Genomic DNA, 19,120 nt, shown 5'->3' with positions numbered 1-19,120 from the left:
CGGCAGCCACCGGCAGGGTGATCGCCGGGCGTCGCCGCAGGACCACGGCCCCCCGCCACCTGCTTCTCGGCCTCGCCGAGTGAGGCCGGCGCCGCGGCTCGGCCCCGCGTCATCCCTGTCCCGTATCACGCCAGCTTGTCGTCCAATCGAGGTCCTGGCCCTGATATCGGATCGTGGGGGTGCCTTCCACTCCTCGGCTGAGGGCCAAGTCGGTGACGGCGTCGGCCCGCTCCGCGGTTTCTGGAGATTCGAGACACGCGGTGAACTCCCCGGCCGGAATGCCCACCTTCCCTGCGAGCTGTACGAGCTGCTCGTTGGGGAACCCGCCCTTCTGGAACTCGTCCGGCTGATGGGCGTACAGCTCGTCGTGATATCTCAGCCACGTGCTCGGATCCCGAACGCAAAGCGAGGCGATAAGAGCCCGTCGCGAGTTCTCCCGAGTGATCGGCTTGTCGTCCTGGAAGATGGTCATCGGGTGGATCATGATGGCTATCGCCCCTTTGACGACCATTTCTCGCACGAGCGCGTTGTTGTCGCCCTGCTCGAACTCCAGGCACACCGGACACTGGTAGTCCTCGTAGATCTCCAGCGTGGGACCTGCCACGTCGACCTGAGCTATGCGGACGGTGCCATCCTGCTCCAGCGTGACCAAGTCGCCGAGGACGACCGCAGGCACGCCGGCAGGTGGAGCCGCAGCGGGTTTTTCAGGCGTGCCGCACCCCGCCACTATCACCACACACGTAAACGCGACCGATAACCTCAGAAGCCGCTTCAAGCGCGGAGCCATATATACCTTCAAGATCTCTACGAGTGCCGAAGCGGCAACTTTAGTGATCTATGTGCATATGTCTCTACCGGTTTGCGAGAGGCCACCGCGACGACCTCAACCGCACGTCTCGCCAGGAGTGGATCGCGGCCCGCGCTCACGCTTCTACCTCGGTTCGAGTGCGCGCGTCATCCAGATCGTGTTGCCGCGTTCCGCGTCCTCGGTGATGCGGTCGCTCCGGTGGAAACCGAGTTTTTCGAGGACGCGGAATGAGGGGGCGTTCCACTCCCGCACGGTCGCCCAGAGCCGTCGCCGTCCCGTTCGCGCCGCGGCTTCGACGACCGCACGGGCGGCTTCTGTCGCGTAGCCACGGCCGTGAGCCCGCCGTGCCAGCTCGTACGCGATCTCAGGTTCGTCGAAAGATCCCCGGCCGACGGTCAATCCGCAGTACCCGATGAACTCACCGGTGTCTCGCAGCTCGATCGGCAGCAACCCGAGCCCTCGGTCCGCCATCAGCGGATTGTCGCGGAGCCAGCCGCGCATCTCCTCGACCGTCGGGCGCCCCTCGGCGTCGATCCGCCGTACCGCTCGTGGATCCCGTTCGAGCCACAACCCGCGGTACTCCTCGGCATCCGACGGCAGCCACCGTCGCAACCGCAGCCGCTCGGTCACCAGCTCCGCCGGCAGAGCCTCATAGGTCCCCATCCGACCAACCTAACCCGGCGCATCCAGCCATCTCATGTCCTCCCGTTTCATCGGCCGGCCGCCCTCCGGGGTGAATGACGCCGTTACGGAGATCCCCCAGGGAAACTTTCAGCCCTTGTCTGCTATAGCCGCAGGTCACTTCGCGAGAGAACGGCGACGGGCAACGCGACCTGTACCGATATCGCGCGCACTGCGATGATCCGCAGTGGGAAGTTCGGCACGACATCCACTACGAGGAGAGTAAGTGCGGAAAATCAGAGCTTTAGCCGTCGTCGGCGCCTTGCTCAGTGGGCTGGCGGTCACGGCGACCGCCGTCCCCGCGCACGCCGATACGCTTCGTAACGTCTACTACTCCTCGTCGGACTGCTATCGGTACGGGGACTACGGCGTCCAGAACCACATGTGGACCTGGTATCACTGTGATTACCAATACAACTTCTGGTTCCTGTACAGCGTGCCGTAAATACCCCACGGCCGCGACCGGATCCAACCGGCGCGGGTCCACTGGTCGCCGGGCGGAAAGGATTCCATCCGGCGACCAGTTCGTTTACGTGATGCTCGTCAAACGGTGACCCGGTCGCCGCTGGTGCACCGACTGGCGCACCGAAGCTGACAGCGTGCTCTTCGCCGGCCTTCTGCCACCCACCGAGTTCGAAGGAGCGCCGGTAGCGACGGAGGACGGCGCCGTACGGCACTGCTGTACGGACGCCGAGAGGCCCCTTCCCGATCATGGGAAGGGGCCTCTGCGCTGGAGCCGCCTTGGGGAATCGAACCCCAGACCTTCTGTTTACAAGACAGATGCTCTGCCGATTGAGCTAAGGCGGCCTGCTACCAGACGAGTTTAGTGGGCCCGAGGCCGTACCGTCACGGTGAAATCACCGGCGACGGTGTTGGGCGACCGCGTAGAGGGCGATCCCGGCGGCCACACCGGCGTTCAGCGACTCGGCGGCGGCGTTCATGGGGATACGGGCGATCTGGTCGCACGCCTCCCTGACCAAGCGGGACAGGCCCTTGCCCTCAGAACCGACGACCACGACAAGCGGTTCGCTCGCGAGCTCGACGTCGGCGATGTCCACCGTGGCGGTGCCGTCGAGACCGACCACGAACAGGCCCTCCTCCCGGTACGCCTGGAGCGTCTGCGTGAGGTTCGACGCGCGGGCGACGGGGAGGGTCGCGAGGGTTCCGGCCGAGGTCTTCCAGGCGCCGGCGGTGACGCCCGCCGAACGGCGGGACGGGATGAGCAGCCCGTGCGCGCCGAAGGCGGTCGCCGAACGCGCGATGGCGCCGAGGTTGCGCGGGTCGGTCACGCCGTCCAGGGCGACGATCAACGGCACCTCGGCGGCGTCCCTGGCCCGCTCCACGAGCTGCTCGGGATGCGCGTAGTCGTACGGCGGGACCTGCAGGCCGATGCCCTGGTGGACGGTGCTCTCGGTCAGCCGGTCGAGCTTGTCCCTGCTGACCTCCAGCAGCGCGATGCCACGGTCGGCCGCGAGCTTGATGGCCTCCCGGACGCGGTCGTCGTTGTCGATCCGCTGTGCCACGTACAGCGCGTTGGCGGGCACGTGGGCACGCAGCGCCTCGACCACGGGGTTGCGGCCGCCGATGACCTCGGGGGCGTCCTCCCGGCGCGTACGGCTCGGCGCACGCGACGACGAGCCCCCGCCGCCCCGGCCCTCGCGCTCGATCCGCTCGGCGCGGGCCTTGTCCTTGTACCAGTGCCGCATGTGCGCGGGCGGCGTCGCCCCCTTGCCCTCAAGGGAGCGCCTCACCTTGCCGCCCGTGCCCTTGGTCGGCCCCTGCTTCTTCGACGGCTTCCCTGAAGCCCTTCCCGCCATGGTGTCTAGCGTAGGGCCACGCCTACTGTGCCAGCTCCCATCGCGGGCCCTGCGGGGTGTCCTCCACCACGATCCCGGCCGCCGCGAGCTGGTCGCGGATCGCGTCGGCCGCCGCGTAGTCCTTGCGGGCTCGTGCGGCCTGCCGCTGCTCCAGCGCCACGGCCACCAGCGCGTCGACGACATCCCGGAGTCCCGAGTCGCCGGTCGTACGCCACTGCTCCGACCTGGGGTCGAGGCCGAGCACGTCGAGCATGTTCTGCGTCTCGGCGAGCAGCCGGGCGACCTGCTCCTTGTTGCCCTGGGCCAGCGCGACGTTGCCCTCGCGGACGACCTCGTGGACCACGGCGAGCGCCTGTGAGACGTTCAGGTCGTCGTCCATGGCGTCCACGAAGGCCTGGGGCAGCGGCGCGGCGGCGTCCACGTCGTGGATCACCTCGGCCGCCCGCGTGACGAACCCCTCGATACGGCGGTAGCCGGCCGCCGCCTCCTGGAGCGCCTCGTCGGAGTAGTCGATCGCCGAGCGGTAGTGCGCCGCGACCAGGTAGTAGCGGAGCTCGACCGCGCGCACCTTGCGGAGCATGTCGGGGATCAGCAGCGAGTTGCCGAGCGACTTGCTCATCTTCTCGCCGCCGAGCTTGAGCATGCCGTTGTGCAGCCAGTAGCGCGCGAAACCGTCGCCCGCCGCCTGCGACTGGGCGATCTCGTTCTCGTGGTGCGGGAAGATCAGGTCGACGCCGCCGCCGTGGATGTCGAAGGTGCCGCCGAGATACTTGGTCGCCATGGCCGAGCACTCCAGGTGCCAGCCGGGACGGCCCTTGCCCCACGGCGTCGGCCACGTGGGCTCACCGGGCTTGGCGCCCTTCCACAGCGCGAAGTCGCGCGGGTCGCGCTTCAGCGAGTCGGTGTCGGTGTCGTCGGCCGCCCGAAGGTTCTCCAGCTTCTGGTTGGAGAGCTTGCCGTATCGGTCGGCGTAGGACACCACGTCGAAGTAGACGTCGCCGCCCGACGCGTACGCGTGCCCCTTGTCGATCAGCCGCCGCATCAGCTCGATCATCTCGGGCACATGGCCCATGGCCCGGGGCTCGACGGTGGGCGGCAGGCAGCCGAGGTGGTCGTACGCCCAGGTGAAGGCGCGCTGGTTGCGCTCGGAGACGACGAACCAGGGCACGCCTTCCCCGGCGGACACCCTGATGATCTTGTCGTCGAGATCCGTGACGTTGCGGCAGAAGGTCACGTCATAGCCCTGCCGCAGGAGCCACCGGCGGAGAACGTCGAAGTTCACTCCGGACCTGATGTGCCCGATGTGCGGCGGAGCCTGAACGGTCGCACCACACAGATACATCGAGACCCGGCCGGGCTCGACCGGTACGAATTCACGGACCGTACGCGTGCTGGTGTCGTAGAGGTGCAGGCTCACGAAGGCAAGGCTAACGCCTGACAGCGCAGCACAGGGCTAGTTGGGCGTCCGTGAACGGCTTAGTGTGGCCGATCATGGAAACTTCCGACACATAAGTCCCGATATAACCCGAGATAAAACCCGTAACGATCCGTACGGCAGTCCGCATCACGCATGCCCGCCTCTCCGAGGGCCCGGCCGGACACGCAGCGTCGCCGGACCGCCTCCGACGATCGAAGGAACACGCCGCGACCGCCGGCGGAGTCCCCGCCTTGAGCGCCGCATCGCTCTCGCAGCCCACGCCCGCATGCTCGCCCGCTCCAGCCACGCGGCCGGACGCCCGACCGGAACCCATCCGACCGGAACACACCCGACCGGAACACACCGGGCCGGGATCGCGCCGGAGGTTCCCGGCGCAGTCGCCGGTTCCGACACGAAACAGGTGATCACGCGAGTGCGATCGATCGTCACTCCGATTCTGTAGGCTCGAAACGCCATGGACGTGACTCCCCCCGGCGCGGCAGGCACGGCCTCCCGCCCGTCCCAAAACACCCCCTCCGGAATCCCGTTGGTGCTGCGCCGCCTGGCCATCGGCCTCGCGGGCGCCGCCCTCGCGGTGCTCGCGGGGATCGCCTGCGCGCTGTCCTTCGACGACCTGCGGGCTCTGGCCGTCTCCGGGCGCGCCGAGCCGCGGCTCGCCTACCTGTATCCCGCCGCGTTCGACGTTCTGCTGGTCGTCGCCCTGGTCAGCGTGCCGTTGCTGCGGAAGGCGCGCTTCCTGGTCCGCCTGCAGGCGGGCTTCGTCCTGCTCGTGCTCCTGGCGTCGGCCGCCGCCGCGAACGCCGCGACCGCCGTCGGCGTCTCCTTCGACCCCGACGCCTCCGCTCTCGTCGTCGCCCTGTCGCCCTGGGTGCTGCTCGCCGTCGGGCTGTGGCTGCTGCTGCTCCTGCTGAAGCATGTGCGCACCAATCGGGCCGACCTGGACGACGACCCCGACGACGACTCCGATGTCGACCTGGTGCCCTTCGACAGCGCGCGCGAGCCCCGGGCCGCCGTCCCCGCCCCCTATCCGGTGGCCGCGCAGGAGCGTCCCGCGCCCGCGCACACCGTCACCGAGGAGCACGGCGCGCCACCCCTGCAGCCGGTTCCCGAGGCCGTGGCGCCCCCCGGCTACGTCCCTCCGCTCCCGGTCAGCCCGGTCTCCGAGACCGTCGCGCCGCCCGAGTACGCCCCGCCGCTGCCCGTCACCCCTCCGCAGGCCGAGAACGAGGCCGGGCCACGCGTCGTCACCCCCGACACCGACGAGGACGGCGTACGACTGCCGTCCGAGGCGATCGCGGAGGCCGTCCCCGAACCCACGCCGGAAACCGAAGCCGTATCCGAGACGGGTCCGGACCAGGCGCAGGATGAGCCCGAGGTCCTGCCGGTCGCGCCTCCGACCGCGGCGCCCCGCACCCCGCCCGTCACGGAACGGGCCGAGCCGGCCGCCGCCGAGCCGGTCGTCGCAGAACCGGTCGCAGAACCGGTGGTGACGGAGCCTGTCGCCGAGACGGCCGCCGAGTCCGCTCCGGAGACACCCGCAGCTCCCGCCGAAACGGGCGGACGCCCGGCGCAGCCCCGCCGCAACCGTCCCGTGCGCTGGGGCGACCTCGTACGGCCGCACACCGGTGACGTCCTCGTGCACCCCCGCCCCAAACAGGACGAGCCCGCCGACGCCGAGCCGGAGCGGCCCGAAGACGAGGCGGGAATCGACACCCAGCCGCTCCGCCAGATCAGGGACGTGCCGGATCCCGCCCACGCATCGGACTGCGCCGACCCCGGCGAGCAGGACGGCGTGCGGGGGCCGTACGCCGCGGAAGGCGGCCGTCAGGGCGCGCCGGAGCCCGGGGGCGCCGAGCAGGACACCACGCAGGACGCTGAAGTGGACGCCGAGGAGGCAACCGGGCAGGGAACTGTCCCGATGGCGCCTCCATCCGGCCGGATGCGCAGCACGCCCCGCCCGCCCGCCTGACAGTGCCCGGACTGACAGTGCCCGGCCTGACAGTGCCCGGCCTGACAGTGCCCGGCCTGACAGTGCCCGGCCTGACAATGGCCCGCTTGACGCCTGCCCGCTTCACAGCGCCTGCCTCACGCTGTCCACACGCACCCCGCGGCCGTTGCGCGACTTGTACACATCGTTCGCCGACCATGAGCGGCCGGCGACTCGACGCACTCGGCAGTAGAACGCGCAGGCCCGCCCGGCTGGGGAGCCGGACGGGCCTGCGCGCTATGGGGTGAGGGCGGGGGCCGCCCCACCGAACGAGGGCTTACACCCGCGACCCTCGCTTGAGGCCGGCGACGATGCCCACACCGACGACGGCCAGTACGACCTGCATGACCAGTTCGATCCAGTCGATGCCATCCGTCGTGGCCACGCCCATGACCTGGGCGATCGCGGTCCCGATGAGCGCCGCCACGATGCCGACGACGATCGTCAGGATCCAGCCGATCGGCTGGCGGCCCGGCAGGAACAGCCGGCCCAGAGCGCCGATGACCGCACCGATGACGATGGCGCCGAGAATGGACTCGATTGTCATATCGACCTCCCGATGAGGGTGACCCTTTCATCCTCGGACTGTGGAGTACCCCATGAGACGGGAATATGCGCGCCATGAAAGAAAAAAGGGGCGGCGACTCGATTCCGCGCCTGGTTCGAGCCGCCGCCCACGCGTTAGTGAGACGCTCCGGGTCTCGTTGAGGTTGGCATGGCCGTTTGGAACGGACCATTCATGCCGGGAGGATCAACGCGGTCGCAATGGCCGCCACGCCCTCGCCGCGGCCGGTGAGCCCGAGGCCGTCGGTCGTGGTCGCGCTGACGCTCACCGGCGCCCCTGCGGCGGCCCCGAGGGCCTTCTCCGCCTCCGCGCGTCGAGGTGCGACCTTCGGGCGGTTTCCAATGACCTGAACGGCCAGGTTGCCGATCTCGAATCCTGCCGCCCGCACCTGGCGGGCCGCCTCCTCCAGGAGGATCACGCCCGCGGCACCCGCCCAGCGGGGATCGGATGTGCCGAACAGCGCGCCCACGTCTCCGAGCCCGGCCGCCGACAGCAGCGCGTCACAGCAGGCGTGCGCGGCGGCGTCTCCGTCGGAGTGACCGGCCAGCCCGGTCTCCCCCGGCCAGAACAGACCGGCGAGGTGAAGCTCCCTACCAGATGCGAAAGGGTGGACGTCGACTCCGACGCCCACCCTTGGCGATGTGATGTTCAGGAGTTCAGCACCTCGTCGAGCAGGGCCTCCGCCTTGTCCTCGTTGGTCTTCTCGGCCAGCGCGAGCTCGCTGACGAGGATCTGGCGCGCCTTGGCGAGCATGCGCTTCTCACCGGCGGACAGGCCGCGCTCCTTGTCGCGCCGCCACAGGTCGCGCACCACCTCGGCCACCTTGTTGACGTCCCCCGACGCCAGCTTCTCAAGGTTGGCCTTGTAGCGGCGGGACCAGTTGGTGGGCTCCTCCGTGTGCGGCATGCGCAGCACGTCGAACACCCGCTCGAGTCCCTCTTGGCCGACGACGTCGCGCACACCGACGAGCTCGGCATTTTCCGCTGGTACCTGTACGGTCAGGTCGCCCTTGTCGACCTTCAGCACCAGGTAGGTCTTTTCCTCACCCTTGATGGTTCGGGTCGTGATGGCCTCGATCCGAGCAGCCCCATGGTGGGGGTAGACGACAGTGTCGCCGACCTGGAAAGTCATGTGACGAGTACCCCTTCCGCTGTACTCCAGGGTACCACGCGGTTACCGCCTCCCGGAACAGTGAAAGGAACATAACTGCAGGTCAAAGCCTCGTTTTGGGGCTTGACAAGCCATCCACTCTGTGAATCGGCATACAGGACATACCGGATGACCTGCAGTGCTGCGGCCCGTGGACCGGGAGCCGACGCCGGACCGGTGACCGGCGCGGATAAGGTGATTGCTGCCCATACACGTGCGTACCAAGGAGACCTCGAACCGTGACCAGCAGCAGCCGTCGCAGGGCGATCGCCATTGCCGCGCTCCTCGCCGCCGCCATCCCTGCACTGGCCGCGTGTGGCGCCGGTTTCGACGCCAACACCAACGCGCCGTACGCGCCGAACGAGGCGGGTGTCCTCACCAACGGCGACGGCGCCGGCAAGGCATACGGCAAGAACGGCGTCATGATCCCGCAGGCGTTCATCCTCGGGCCGGACTCCGGCCAGCAGCTCGCCGCCGGCGGGTCGGCGTCGCTCTACCTGACTCTCCTGAACAGCACGGGGACCGCCGACCAGCTCACCAGCATCGTCCCCGAGGAGCAGAAGGCCACCTCGGTCAGCGTGCAGAGCCCCATCGACCTCCAGCCGGGCACCCTCGCCAAGACCCCCGGGGTCACGGTCGAGGGCCTGAAGACGCCGCTGCGCGGCGGCGAGAGCATCAAGCTCACGCTCCAGTTCAAGAACGCCGGCGACGTCGCGCTCACCGTGCCGGTCATCGCGCGCAGCCGCGAGTTCGCGACGCTGCCGCCCGCGCCGACCGCCACGCCGACGGCCTCGTCGCTCCCCACCGGGAGCCCGGCGCCGACCGACACCGCCGCCTCGGACACCGCCGCCACCTCGGAGACCACGGGGGCCGCTCCCTCCGAGACGCCCGCCGCGAACGCCGGCTGACGGCCGCGTAGACGCGCAGGAGCCCCTGTCCGGCCGGACAGGGGCTCCTTTCACGTCAGGGGGGCCGCGCGAGCCGCACGAGCCCGTACGGACTCACTCGTCGGCGGGGTCGAACTTGTAGCCGAGGCCGCGCACGGTGAGGATGCAGCGGGGGTTGGACGGATCGGCCTCGACCTTGGCCCGCAGCCGCTTCACGTGCACGTCGAGGGTCTTGGTGTCGCCCACGTAGTCGGCGCCCCAGACCCGGTCGATGAGCTGGCCGCGGGTGAGCACCCGCCCGGCGTTGCGCAGCAGCACCTCCAGCAGTTCGAACTCCTTCAGCGGGAGCTGCACCTGCTGGCCGCGCACGGCCACGATGTGCCGGTCGACGTCCATGCGGACCGGTCCCCCGGCCAGGACGGCCGACTCCACCTCCTCGACGTCGCCCTGCCTGCGCAGCACCGCGCGGATGCGCGCCACCAGCTCACGGGACGAGAACGGCTTGGTCACGTAGTCGTCGGCGCCCAGTTCGAGGCCGACGACCTTGTCGATCTCGCTGTCCTTGGCGGTCAGCATGATCACCGGCACCTTCGACCGCTGCCTGAGCGAGCGGCACACCTCGGTTCCGGGCAGGCCCGGGAGCATGAGGTCGAGCAGGACGAGGTCGGCGCCGTTGCGGTCGAACGCGTCCAGCGCGTCGGGGCCGGTGGCCGCCACCGCGACCTCGTACCCCTCTTTCCTCAGCATGTACGACAAGGCGTCCGAGAACGACTCCTCGTCCTCGACGACGAGTACCCGAGTCACTGAGCGGCCTCCTGGGGAATGGTCATGCTTGGTACGGGGACCGCCTGACCGCCGAACGCGGGAAGGCGAAGAGTGAAGGTCGAACCGGAGCCCTCTTTGCTCCACACCGCGACCTCGCCGCCGTGGGCGACGGCCACGTGTTTGACGATCGCGAGACCGAGCCCGGTGCCGCCGGTGGCCCGGGACCTGGCCGCGTCGACGCGGAAGAACCGCTCGAAGATGCGCTCCTGCGCGTTCTCCGGGATGCCGATGCCCTGGTCGCTCACGCTCAGCTCGACGGCGTTTCCCGCCGGCCTGGCGCTGATCACGACGCGGGTGTGCTCGGGGCTGTAGGCGACGGCGTTGTCGATGAGGTTGCGCAGCGCGGTGACGAGAAGCTCCTCGTCGCCCCAGACCTTCAGGCCCTCGGTGCCGCCCGCGACGAGCGCGATGTCCTTGGCCGAGGCCTTCGTGTTGCACCTGTCGATGGCCTCGTGCACGGTCTCGTCCACGGGCACCTGGTCGGGCGCCGGGATGGGCTCGCCGCCCTGGATCCGCGACAGCGTGATCAGGTCCTGCACCAGGTAGGTCAGGCGGGCGGCCTCGTGCTGCATCCGGCCGGCGAACCGCCTCACGGCCTCGGGATCGTCGGCCGCGTCCTCGACGGTCTCGGCGAGCAGGCTCAGCGCGCCGACCGGCGTCTTGAGCTCGTGGCTGACGTTCGCGACGAAGTCCCTGCGCACCGCCTCGACCCGCTGCCGCTCGGTCTGGTCCTCGGCGAGCACCAGCACCTGCCCGTGGGAGCCGAGGGGAGCGACCCGCACCGCGAACGACGTGGACTCCTGCCCGAACTTGCGGCCTGCCGTCTCTATCTCGCTCTCGCGGATCTCGCCGTCCCTGCGGACCTTCCTGGCCAGCACCAGCAGCTCGGCGGCCATGAGCGACTCCCCGCGTACGAGGCCGAAGGCGCGGGCGGCCGAACTGGCGCGCAGCACCCGGTCCTCGCGATCGAGGACGACCGCCGAGGAGGGCAGCACGGCGAGCACCGACGCCACCCCTGGAGGCAGTCCGTCGTCTTCTGGTTCCGGCGTGCGGGGCTTGTCCGTCTGCCGTCGGATCGCGAGCATGACGAAGGAGCCGAGGACGAATCCGCCCAACGCCGCCATGCTCGCCAGCAACTCGTTCACATTCAGCAGCCTAGGCGGCATTTCCGGTTCTTCCACCTACCTCACCTGGGACGACGGCCCTGTTTCCGGAAAAGTTCATCCGGCGGTCGAAATTCGTTCATCGACGCGCGCGTAGCGTGGCGGCCATGCGCGACGCCTATCACGAAGAGCTTGCGGCCCTGACCGACCGCCTGGTGGAGATGACCCGCCTGGTGCGGTCGGCCATGTCGAGGGGTACGACCGCCCTGCTCGACGCCGACCTGCAGCTGGCGGAGAGCGTCATCTCCCAGGACAACGAGGTCGACCGGCTGCATCAGGAGCTCGAAGCCTCGATCTTCGAGCTGATGGCCACGCAGCAGCCGGTGGCGGTCGACCTGCGTACCGTCATCACCGCCCTGCGGATGGCGGCCGACCTCGAACGCATGGGCGACCTGGCCGAGCACATCGCCAAGCTCGCCCGGATGCGTCACCCCGAGTCCGCCATCCCGGCCGAGCTGCGTGACACGTTCGTCGAGATGGGCGCCATCGCCGAGAACCTGATCACCAAGGCGGGCAGCTGCATCGCCTCCCGCGACATCGAGCTCGCCAAGGAGCTGGAGGAGGACGACGACGCGATGGACCGCCGTCACCGCCGCCTGTTCCGCGTCCTGCTCTCCAAGGACTGGGAGCACGGCATCGAGGCCGCCATCGACATCACGCTGGCCGGCCGCTACTACGAGCGGTACGCCGACCACGCCGTACGCGTCGCCCGCGACGTCGTGTACCTCGTCACGGGTACGCGCGACGCGGACGCCCTCGCCGGCTGACGCGGCGGCGTACGGGGGCGCGAAAGCCCCGGTCCTCGGGGGGCCGGGGCTTTCGCGTGCCCTCGAATCGCCGGACTGTGGGTCGTTTGTCGCACGTGCCGAATAGCCTTCGCTCTCGTGCCGAGACGATCATGGGTGCACGGCGCCTCCAAAATCTGGGCGGCGGCGACGCTGACCGCGGTCGCTCCTTCCCTCTTCTTCTGGGTCATATGGACCCTGACCGGCGACTACGGCAGCCGGAGCTACCTGTCGATGTCCTCGGGCTCCTGCCTCGGGTGGGACATCTACGATCAGGTCTCCCCCTGGGCCTATCCCGTCAAGGCCTTTCCCCTCTTCTCGTACGACGGTGCACCGCTGGTCGTCCTGGGCTTCGCGGGCTGGTGTCTGAGCGTGCGGAGCGGGCGGACCGGACTGGGCCGGAGCATCGGCCGTTGCGTGGCCGTCGTCCTGCTCGTCCTCGACCTCCCCGACTTCCTGCTCCCCACGCTGGACGCGGCGCTCGGCCCCGCGTGCACGCAGATCTGGGGGCCGCCCGAGCTGTTGTCCCAGCAGTTCGCGTGGAGGCTCTACGACTGCGTTCCGCCGATCCTCGTCCTGTTCGCCGTACGCGCTCCCCGGCGCGCGTACACACGGCGCGGCCCGGTCGTCCGCACGGCGGCGGGCGTCCTGGCGGTGACCGCGGTCGTCCTCCTCCCCGCGGCGTCGGCCCCGCCCGGCAAAGTGAGCACCGAACGGGAACTCGACTGTGCCGGATTCGGCGACGGCACGGTCAAGGGGCTGAGCGAGACGGATAAGCGCTTCCTATGCGCGGTCCGCGGCTACGACCGCCCGTACGACTCCGGCGTGGAGGGGTGGGACGAGGTCTCCGACCAGGACGTCGTGGCCCAGGGGCACCAGCTGTGCGCGCTGGCGACGCGACACGGAGGCGACACCGGCGCGCGGGCCGTTCAAGAGGCGCCGCAGGCGTCCCTGGCGGGTGCGCTCGCGGACCTGTGCCCGGCCGTGGCCCGCGCGCGGCAGTCGGAGGAGGATCGGTGGCAGGCGGAGTCGGACGCGTACGTCGCACGGGAGGAGCGGGCCTGCGCGGCGCATCCCCGGCACCGGCCGAAGATCAGGCCCGTACGGCAGCGCCGGGCCACCTTGTGGACCGAGTTCTGGACCATCGAAGGGTGGGAGGACGGCTACGAGGGCAATCCCCCTGACTTGGTGAAGGACCTGGTGGGAAGCGGCCGGGGCGCGCTGGCGATCTGGGCCGCCGACGAGGCCGGTTCCGCCTGCGTGACCGTCGAGTCCTACACCCGGCGTCCGCCGCTGGAGGTCAGAGGCTGGGACGAGGTGGTCGAGGTCGGCTACGAGAGCCCGACCGGGTCCCTGCAACTGGGCGGCGGCGAAGGGCCGACGCTGAAAGGGCTCACCGTACGCGGCCCGGGCTCGTACCGCGTGCGAGTGCACCTGCGTGGCCGCAAGCTCGTCTACCAGGTGGCCTATCCCCCGGACGGCGCCGTCGAACTCCTGGTCCAGGTGTTCCCCGGCACGGCGAGGAGGCCGGTCGCCTACAAGTGACCGAAGGCCGCGCCCCCACAGCGGGACGCGGCCTTCGTGACAGACGTGAGAGGTTACTTCTTGCCCTGGTTGGCGACGGCCTCGATGGCGGCCTTGGCGGCCTCAGGGTCGAGGTACTCGCCCTTGCCGACCGGACGGAAGTCGGCGTCCAGCTCGTAGCGCAGCGGGATGCCGGTGGGGATGTTCAGGCCCGCGATGTCGGCGTCGCTGATGCCCTCCAGGTGCTTGACCAGCGCGCGCAGGGAGTTGCCGTGCGCCACCACCAGCACGTCGCGACCGGCCGCGAGGTCCGGCACGATGTCGTCGTACCAGTACGGCAGCATGCGCCCCACGACGTCCTTGAGGCACTCGGTGCGCGGCACCAGCTCCGAGGGCAGCAGGGAGTAGCGGCCGTCGCCGAGCTGGGAGTGCTCGTCGTCGTCGGCGATCGGCGGCGGCGGCACGTCATAGGACCGGCGCCACAGCATGAACTGCTCGTCGCCGAACTCCGCGCGGGTCTGGGCCTTGTCCTTGCCCTGGAGCGCGCCGTAGTGGCGCTCGTTCAGCCGCCAGGAGCGCTTGACCGGGAGCCACAGCAGGTCGGCCGCCTCAAGCGCGATGTTGGCGGTCCTGATGGCCCGGGTGAGCACCGAGGTGTGCACCACGTCGGGCCGGATGCCGGCCTCCAGGAGCAGCTGACCGCCGCGCCGCGCCTCCTCCTCGCCGGTCGGCGAGAGTGTGACGTCCACCCAGCCGGTGAACAGGCCTTTGACATTCCATTCGCTCTCGCCGTGCCGCAGCAGCACCAAAGTCGCCATGCGGCCAATCCTATCGGCGTGCGGCAGACGTCCCGTTGGTCAGGACTCGACCACCCGCGCGAAGGCCCGGAGGTTGGCCAGCGACTCGCCGCGCTTGACCCGCCACTCCCACTCGCGCCTGATGGACGTCGCGAAGCCCAGCTCGAGCGCGCGGTCGAACGACTCGTCCGAGTAGGTGAGGACGCAGCCGAGCACCCGGTCGATCTCCTCCTCGGTCACCGCGTCCAGCGGCAGCCGGCCGACCAGGTGCACGTCGCCGGTGTCGTCGACGGCGAAGTGGACGCCGTACATCGAGCCGTTCTTGTGGAGCAGCCAGCGGTAGAACTCGGCGTGGTTCTCGTCGGGCTGCCGGCAGAAGAACGCCTCGATGTTGAGCGCCTGGTCGCCGACGACGAGCCAGGTCAACGTGGCGAGCTTGTGCTGGCCGGGCAGTTTGACCAGGAACGCGCCCGGCTTCGGCCGCTCGTAGGACAGCTCGGCGGACTCCAGCGCCGACGCGATGACGGCTTCCAGATCCGGTCTCATACGCCCCAGCCTACGAGTTGACCGCGACGGGGGTCCGGTGGAGTTGGGCCATGGCGCCGGCGTAGACGTCGGCCAGCCGGGCGGCCGTCGCCGACCAGCCGAAGCCCGTGGCGTGCTGCACGGCGTTGGCGGCCAGCTCGGCGAGCCGGTCCGGACGCCGGGCCAGCGCGGCGAGCTCGCGCGCCCAGTCGTGCGGGTCGTGTCCCGTCACCAGCACGCCGGACACGCCGTCCTTGACGGCCGTGCGCAGGCCGCCGACCGCCGCCGCGACGACCGGCGTGCCGCACGCCTGCGACTCCAGTGCGACCAGGCCGAACGACTCGTTGTACGAGGGCACCACGGTCACGTCGGCGGCCCGATACCAGTCCGCCAGCTCCGGCTGCGGGGCGGGCGGTGCGAGCCGTACGACGTCGGTGATGCCCAGCTCGGCCGCGAGGTCGCTGAGCAGGGAGGGGTGGGCGAGACCGTTGCCGCTGGGCCCGCCCACGCACGCCACCACGAGCCGCGACCGCAGCGAGGGGTCCTCCACGAGCATCCGGGCGGCGGCCCTGAGCAGCACGTCGGGAGCCTTGAGCGGCTGGATGCGGCCCACGAACAGCAGCACGTGGGCGTCCTGCGGCAGGCCGAGGCGGCGGCGCGCCGCGCCCTTGGACGCGGGCTGGAAGACGGCGAGGTTCACACCCGGGTTGACGACCGCCACCCGTTCGCGCGGCGCACCGTACAGGCTGATCAGCTCCTCGGCCTCCGCGGCGGTGTTGGCGATCAGGCGGTCGGCGACCTCCACGACCTGCTCCTCGCCGAGCACGCGCATCGCCGGCTCGGGCTTGTCGCCCTCGGCGAGCAGGAGGTTCTTCACCTTGGCCATCGTGTGCATGGTGTGCACGAGCGGCACGCCCCAGCGCTCCTTGGCCAGCCAGCCCACCTGGCCCGACAGCCAGTAGTGCGAGTGGATCACGTCGTAGCGGCCGGGGTCGTACATCGCCTCGGTGCGCAGCACGCCGGACAGGAAGCCGCACAGCTGCCCGGGCAGATCGGCGCGGTCGAGCTCCTCGTACGGCCCCGCGGTGACGTGGCGCACGAGCACGCCCGGGGTCAGCTCGGCGACCGGCGGCAGATCACGGGCCGTGCGGCGAGTGAAGATCTCCACCTCGATGCCCAGGGCCGCGAGCCGCTTGGCGACCTCGAGGATGTAGACGTTCATGCCGCCCGCGTCCCCCGTGCCCGGCTGGTCCAGCGGGGACGTGTGCACGCTGATGGTCGCGACGCGGTTGACCCGACGCCGTAACACCGACACCCGAACCACCTCCGAGAGCGTTATAACCACCAAAATCATCACCGGATTCCCCGACAACGGTGAGCATCGGGTGTCCTGAGAGGATGTCGCCTGCCGAACGAGGCGATGGGGAAGGACGATGGCGGTGACGATGACCAATCCCGCGACCAATCCCGCGGCGAGCGATCCTGCGACCGAGACCGTGATGAAGACCGCGGTGGTGACCGGCGCGAGCAGCGGCATCGGCGAGGCGACGGCCCGCCGGCTCGCCGCGGAGGGATACCGGGTCGTGGCGGCGGCGCGGCGGCGGGACCGGCTCGACAAGCTGGCGGCCGACGTGCCCGGCGTGCGCCCGGTGACGCTGGACGTGACCGACCAGGCGTCGGTGGACGCGCTGGCCGCCTCACTGGACCGCTGCGACGTCCTCGTGAACAACGCGGGCGGCGCGTTCGGGCTCGAAGCGGTGGCCGGGGGCCGGGTGGACGACTGGCAGCGGATGTACGACGTCAACGTCCTCGGGTCCCTGCGCATGACCAGGGCCCTGCTGCCGAAGCTCATCGCGTCGGGGGACGGCGTGCTGGTGATGCTCACCTCGACGGCCGGGCTGGTGTCGTACGAGGGGGGCGGCGGCTACTGCGCCGCCAAGCACGCGCAGACCTCGATGACCGAGACCCTCCGCCTGGAGTTGTGCGGCGACCCGGTGCGGGTCGTCGAGATCGCGCCGGGCATGGTGATGACCGAGGAGTTCGCGCTGACCCGCTTCCGCGGCGACGCCGAGCGGGCCGCCAAGGTCTACGAGGGCGTCCCCGACCCGCTGAGCGCGGACGACGTCGCCGACGTGATCGCCTTCGCCGTGACCCGCCCGTCGCACGTGAACATCGACAGGCTGGTCGTCCGGCCCCGCGCGCAGGCCGCCCAGCACAAGGTGCACCGGGTCACAGCGGGGACATGAGACCGGTCCGGCCCGTCGGGACGGTCACGCGGGGCACCACCGGGCACAACCGCCTGCGCCGCTGCGACCGCTGGATCGCCGCCGTGTACGGCCCGCTGCTGCGCTCGGCCCGGGCGGGGGCGGCGCCGCTGGTCGTGGACCTCGGCTACGGCGCGTCCCACACCACGACGACGGAGCTGTTCACCCGGCTGCGCCGGGTCTGCCCCACGGTCGAGGTGGTGGGAGTGGAGATCTCCCCCGAGCGGGTCGCGGCGGCCAAGCCGTACGAGCGGGAGGGGCTGACGTTCGTCAGGGGCGGCTTCGAGCTGCCGGTCCCCCGCCCGCCGATGATCGTGCGCGCCTTCAACGTGCTGCGGCAGTACGGCGAGGCCGAGGCGTGGGAGCACTGGCACCGGCTGCGGGCCGGCCTGCACCCCTCGGGCGTGCTCGTGGAGGGCACCTGCTCGGAGATCGGCCATCGGGCGACCTGGGTGGCGCTCGGCGCGGACGGGCCGCGCACGCTCACCCTCGCCGCCCGGTTCACCGGCTTCGAGCGCCCCTCCGACCTGGCAGAACGGCTGCCCAAGACGCTGATCCACCGCAATGTGCCCGGCGAACGGATCCACGCGTTCCTGGCGGACTGGGACCGCGCCTGGGCGGCCTGCGCCTCCTTCGGCGCGTACGGCACGCGGCAGCGCTGGATCAAGGCGGCCGAGCTGCTGTCGCGGGACTGGCCGGTGGAGGCGACCCCGCCGACGGGCGGTCCGGGCCGCTGGCGGCTCGGCGAACTGACCCTGCCCTGGAGCAGCGTCTCCCCCCGCGGTTGACGGACGGGGCGGTTGATAACGTCCGGCCCATGCGTTTCGTCCTCGACCCGGAGATGACCCCCGAGCTCTTCGAGGAGCTCCTGAGCTGCTGGGCGGAGGTCACCAACGCGGGCGGCGCGGTGGGCTTCGTGCCTCCCGTGACGCCGGACGACGTCAGGCCGACGGCGGACAAGGCGTTCGCCCGCACGCGCGCCGCCGCCGGGCCGGGGGCCCCGGACAGCCTCCTCGTCGGGTACGGCGACGACGGCGCCCCGGGCGCGTGGCTCATCCTGGGCGACAACGGCTCGGGCCTGCGGGCGCACTGGCGGTGGCTGCTGCGCGTCATGGTCCACCCCAAGCACCAGGGCAAGGGCTATGGCAGGGCGCTGCTGCTCGCCGCCGACGACGCCGCCAGGTCGCTCGGCCTGGAGGCGCTGCAGCTGACCTGCCGCGGCGGCACCGGGGTGGACCGCTTCTACGCGAGCGTGGGCTACCGGGAGGTCGGCCGGGTGCCTCGCTCGATCCGGGTGGCCCCCGGCGACGACCGCGACGAAATCTACATGCTCAAGTGGCTCTGAAAATTTTGGCCCAATGCTTATCCGATGTCCCGTAGGGCCGAATCGAACACCGCATAGGCTGCGGTGTTGAACAGCACGAAGCGCACCTCTTCCACCACGGCCGGGGCGGCCCGCCGTACCGCGGTGATCGCGATGCGGGCGGCGTCTTCGACCGGCCACCGGTAGATCCCCGTGGAGATCGCGGGGAACGCCACCGTGCCGACGCCCAGCGCGTCGGCGACGACGAGCGACTCCCGATAGCAGGAGGCGAGCAGATGGGATCGGTCCTCGCTCCGCGAGTACACGGGGCCGACCGTGTGGATCACCCATCGCGCGGGCAGGCGCCCGGCGGTGGTCGCGACCGCCTGCCCGGTCGGCAGCCCCCTTCCGTACCGGGAGGCGCGCAGCGCCCGGCACTCCTCGAGGATCTCGGGGCCACCGCGCCGATGGATGGCTCCGTCCACCCCTCCGCCGCCCATGAGCGACGAGTTGGCCGCGTTGACGATCGCGTCCACTCGCTGCTCGGTGATGTCGCCTTCGACCAGAACGATTTTCATGCCACCCACCTCTCTACAGGACGT

21 protein-coding genes and 1 tRNA gene are annotated in these 19,120 nt (G+C 70.4%); 8 read left to right on the top strand and 14 right to left on the bottom strand.

What is annotated here, in order from left to right; all coding sequences use genetic code 11:
* Nucleotides 1–109: 109 nt before the first annotated feature.
* Together BXA11_RS25155 and BXA11_RS25150 are read right to left on the bottom strand one after the other, a co-directional pair.
* Entirely contained in the window at nt 110–775 is a 666-nt protein-coding gene (locus BXA11_RS25155; RefSeq protein WP_159454839.1) for a DsbA family protein, read from the bottom strand.
* 156 nt (nt 776–931) lie between these two features.
* The gene (locus tag BXA11_RS25150) at nt 932–1,471 is read right to left on the bottom strand and encodes a GNAT family N-acetyltransferase (protein WP_076438422.1); all 540 of its coding nucleotides are present in this window, start codon (nt 1,469–1,471) and stop codon (nt 932–934) included.
* 280 nt (nt 1,472–1,751) lie between these two features.
* Here BXA11_RS25150 and BXA11_RS25145 point away from each other — a divergent pair, with 280 nt between their 5' ends.
* A complete protein-coding gene (locus BXA11_RS25145) occupies nt 1,752–1,934 on the top strand; it encodes a hypothetical protein (RefSeq protein ID WP_239105160.1) in 183 nt (60 codons plus the stop codon).
* Nucleotides 1,935–2,220: 286 nt separating this feature from the next.
* On the opposite strand, the gene BXA11_RS25140 is transcribed toward BXA11_RS25145, so the two are convergent.
* The 3 genes from BXA11_RS25140 to cysS form a co-directional block, all read right to left on the bottom strand.
* A tRNA-Thr gene (locus tag BXA11_RS25140) sits at nt 2,221–2,296 on the bottom strand.
* A gap of 50 nt (nt 2,297–2,346) precedes the next feature.
* Entirely contained in the window at nt 2,347–3,306 is a 960-nt protein-coding gene (gene rlmB, locus BXA11_RS25135; protein WP_030510360.1) for a 23S rRNA (guanosine(2251)-2'-O)-methyltransferase RlmB, read from the bottom strand.
* A gap of 22 nt (nt 3,307–3,328) precedes the next feature.
* A complete protein-coding gene (gene cysS / locus BXA11_RS25130) occupies nt 3,329–4,723 on the bottom strand; it encodes a cysteine--tRNA ligase (protein ID WP_076438420.1) in 1,395 nt (464 codons plus the stop codon).
* Between the two features lie 475 nt (nt 4,724–5,198).
* Between cysS and BXA11_RS25125 the strand changes: the two genes are divergently transcribed.
* Entirely contained in the window at nt 5,199–6,713 is a 1,515-nt protein-coding gene (locus tag BXA11_RS25125; protein WP_083744564.1) for a DUF2637 domain-containing protein, read from the top strand.
* Nucleotides 6,714–7,008: 295 nt separating this feature from the next.
* Here the strand turns inward: BXA11_RS25125 and BXA11_RS25115 are convergent, their stop codons facing one another.
* From BXA11_RS25115 to BXA11_RS25105, 3 genes are all read right to left on the bottom strand, one after another.
* Entirely contained in the window at nt 7,009–7,278 is a 270-nt protein-coding gene (locus tag BXA11_RS25115) for a GlsB/YeaQ/YmgE family stress response membrane protein (protein ID WP_076438414.1), read from the bottom strand.
* Between the two features lie 190 nt (nt 7,279–7,468).
* Nucleotides 7,469–7,927: a 2-C-methyl-D-erythritol 2,4-cyclodiphosphate synthase gene (ispF, locus tag BXA11_RS25110; protein ID WP_076438412.1), complete on the bottom strand. Its 459-nt coding sequence runs from the start codon at nt 7,925–7,927 to the stop codon at nt 7,469–7,471.
* Nucleotides 7,928–7,944: 17 nt separating this feature from the next.
* On the bottom strand, nt 7,945–8,427 hold the full coding sequence (locus BXA11_RS25105; protein ID WP_030510364.1) for a CarD family transcriptional regulator: 483 nt from the start codon (nt 8,425–8,427) through the stop codon (nt 7,945–7,947).
* A gap of 257 nt (nt 8,428–8,684) precedes the next feature.
* On the opposite strand from BXA11_RS25105, the gene BXA11_RS25100 reads away from it, so the two are divergent.
* On the top strand, nt 8,685–9,353 hold the full coding sequence (locus BXA11_RS25100) for a copper chaperone PCu(A)C domain-containing protein (RefSeq protein ID WP_076438409.1): 669 nt from the start codon (nt 8,685–8,687) through the stop codon (nt 9,351–9,353).
* Between the two features lie 93 nt (nt 9,354–9,446).
* Here the strand turns inward: BXA11_RS25100 and BXA11_RS25095 are convergent, their stop codons facing one another.
* A complete protein-coding gene (locus tag BXA11_RS25095; RefSeq protein WP_030510366.1) occupies nt 9,447–10,136 on the bottom strand; it encodes a response regulator transcription factor in 690 nt (229 codons plus the stop codon).
* Nucleotides 10,133–11,323 carry a sensor histidine kinase gene (locus BXA11_RS25090; protein WP_083744563.1) on the bottom strand — a complete coding sequence of 397 codons (1,191 nt, stop codon included), beginning with the start codon at nt 11,321–11,323 and terminating at the stop codon, nt 10,133–10,135. Before BXA11_RS25090 ends, BXA11_RS25095 begins: the two co-directional genes overlap by 4 nt.
* A 104-nt stretch (nt 11,324–11,427) precedes the next feature.
* Here BXA11_RS25090 and phoU point away from each other — a divergent pair, with 104 nt between their 5' ends.
* Together phoU and BXA11_RS25080 are read left to right on the top strand one after the other, a co-directional pair.
* The gene (gene phoU, locus BXA11_RS25085) at nt 11,428–12,087 is read left to right on the top strand and encodes a phosphate signaling complex protein PhoU (protein WP_030510368.1); all 660 of its coding nucleotides are present in this window, start codon (nt 11,428–11,430) and stop codon (nt 12,085–12,087) included.
* Nucleotides 12,088–12,204: 117 nt separating this feature from the next.
* Nucleotides 12,205–13,650, top strand: coding sequence for a hypothetical protein (locus tag BXA11_RS25080; RefSeq protein WP_143734505.1), 1,446 nt, complete (start codon nt 12,205–12,207; stop codon nt 13,648–13,650).
* A gap of 53 nt (nt 13,651–13,703) precedes the next feature.
* Here BXA11_RS25080 and BXA11_RS25075 read toward each other — a convergent pair whose 3' ends face one another.
* Genes BXA11_RS25075 through mshA form a run of 3 tightly spaced genes read right to left on the bottom strand, consistent with a single transcriptional unit; the run spans nt 13,704 to nt 16,266 of the window.
* The gene (locus BXA11_RS25075; protein WP_076438405.1) at nt 13,704–14,447 is read right to left on the bottom strand and encodes a phosphoglyceromutase; all 744 of its coding nucleotides are present in this window, start codon (nt 14,445–14,447) and stop codon (nt 13,704–13,706) included.
* A gap of 39 nt (nt 14,448–14,486) precedes the next feature.
* Nucleotides 14,487–14,972: a type III secretion system chaperone family protein gene (locus BXA11_RS25070; RefSeq protein WP_030510371.1), complete on the bottom strand. Its 486-nt coding sequence runs from the start codon at nt 14,970–14,972 to the stop codon at nt 14,487–14,489.
* A gap of 10 nt (nt 14,973–14,982) precedes the next feature.
* Nucleotides 14,983–16,266: a D-inositol-3-phosphate glycosyltransferase gene (gene mshA, locus BXA11_RS25065; protein ID WP_030510372.1), complete on the bottom strand. Its 1,284-nt coding sequence runs from the start codon at nt 16,264–16,266 to the stop codon at nt 14,983–14,985.
* A gap of 181 nt (nt 16,267–16,447) precedes the next feature.
* On the opposite strand from mshA, the gene BXA11_RS25060 reads away from it, so the two are divergent.
* From BXA11_RS25060 to BXA11_RS25050, 3 genes are read left to right on the top strand one after another with little or no spacing between them, the layout of a single operon-like run.
* Complete coding sequence (locus BXA11_RS25060; protein WP_204053893.1) at nt 16,448–17,197, top strand: SDR family NAD(P)-dependent oxidoreductase; 750 nt, start codon at nt 16,448–16,450, stop codon at nt 17,195–17,197.
* Complete coding sequence (locus BXA11_RS25055; RefSeq protein WP_076438402.1) at nt 17,194–18,003, top strand: class I SAM-dependent methyltransferase; 810 nt, start codon at nt 17,194–17,196, stop codon at nt 18,001–18,003. Before BXA11_RS25060 ends, BXA11_RS25055 begins: the two co-directional genes overlap by 4 nt.
* A 29-nt stretch (nt 18,004–18,032) precedes the next feature.
* On the top strand, nt 18,033–18,560 hold the full coding sequence (locus BXA11_RS25050) for a GNAT family N-acetyltransferase (RefSeq protein ID WP_030510375.1): 528 nt from the start codon (nt 18,033–18,035) through the stop codon (nt 18,558–18,560).
* Between the two features lie 17 nt (nt 18,561–18,577).
* On the opposite strand, the gene BXA11_RS25045 is transcribed toward BXA11_RS25050, so the two are convergent.
* Nucleotides 18,578–19,096, bottom strand: a complete 519-nt coding sequence (locus BXA11_RS25045; protein WP_030510376.1) for an O-acetyl-ADP-ribose deacetylase — start codon at nt 19,094–19,096, stop codon at nt 18,578–18,580.
* Between the last annotated feature and the right edge of the window lie 24 nt (nt 19,097–19,120).

It is taken from the genome of Microbispora rosea, assembly GCF_900156315.1.
GTDB lineage: Bacteria > Actinomycetota > Actinomycetes > Streptosporangiales > Streptosporangiaceae > Microbispora > Microbispora rosea.
Note: the sequence above shows the minus strand (reverse complement) of the source record. Positions and strands in the feature narration are given on the sequence as shown.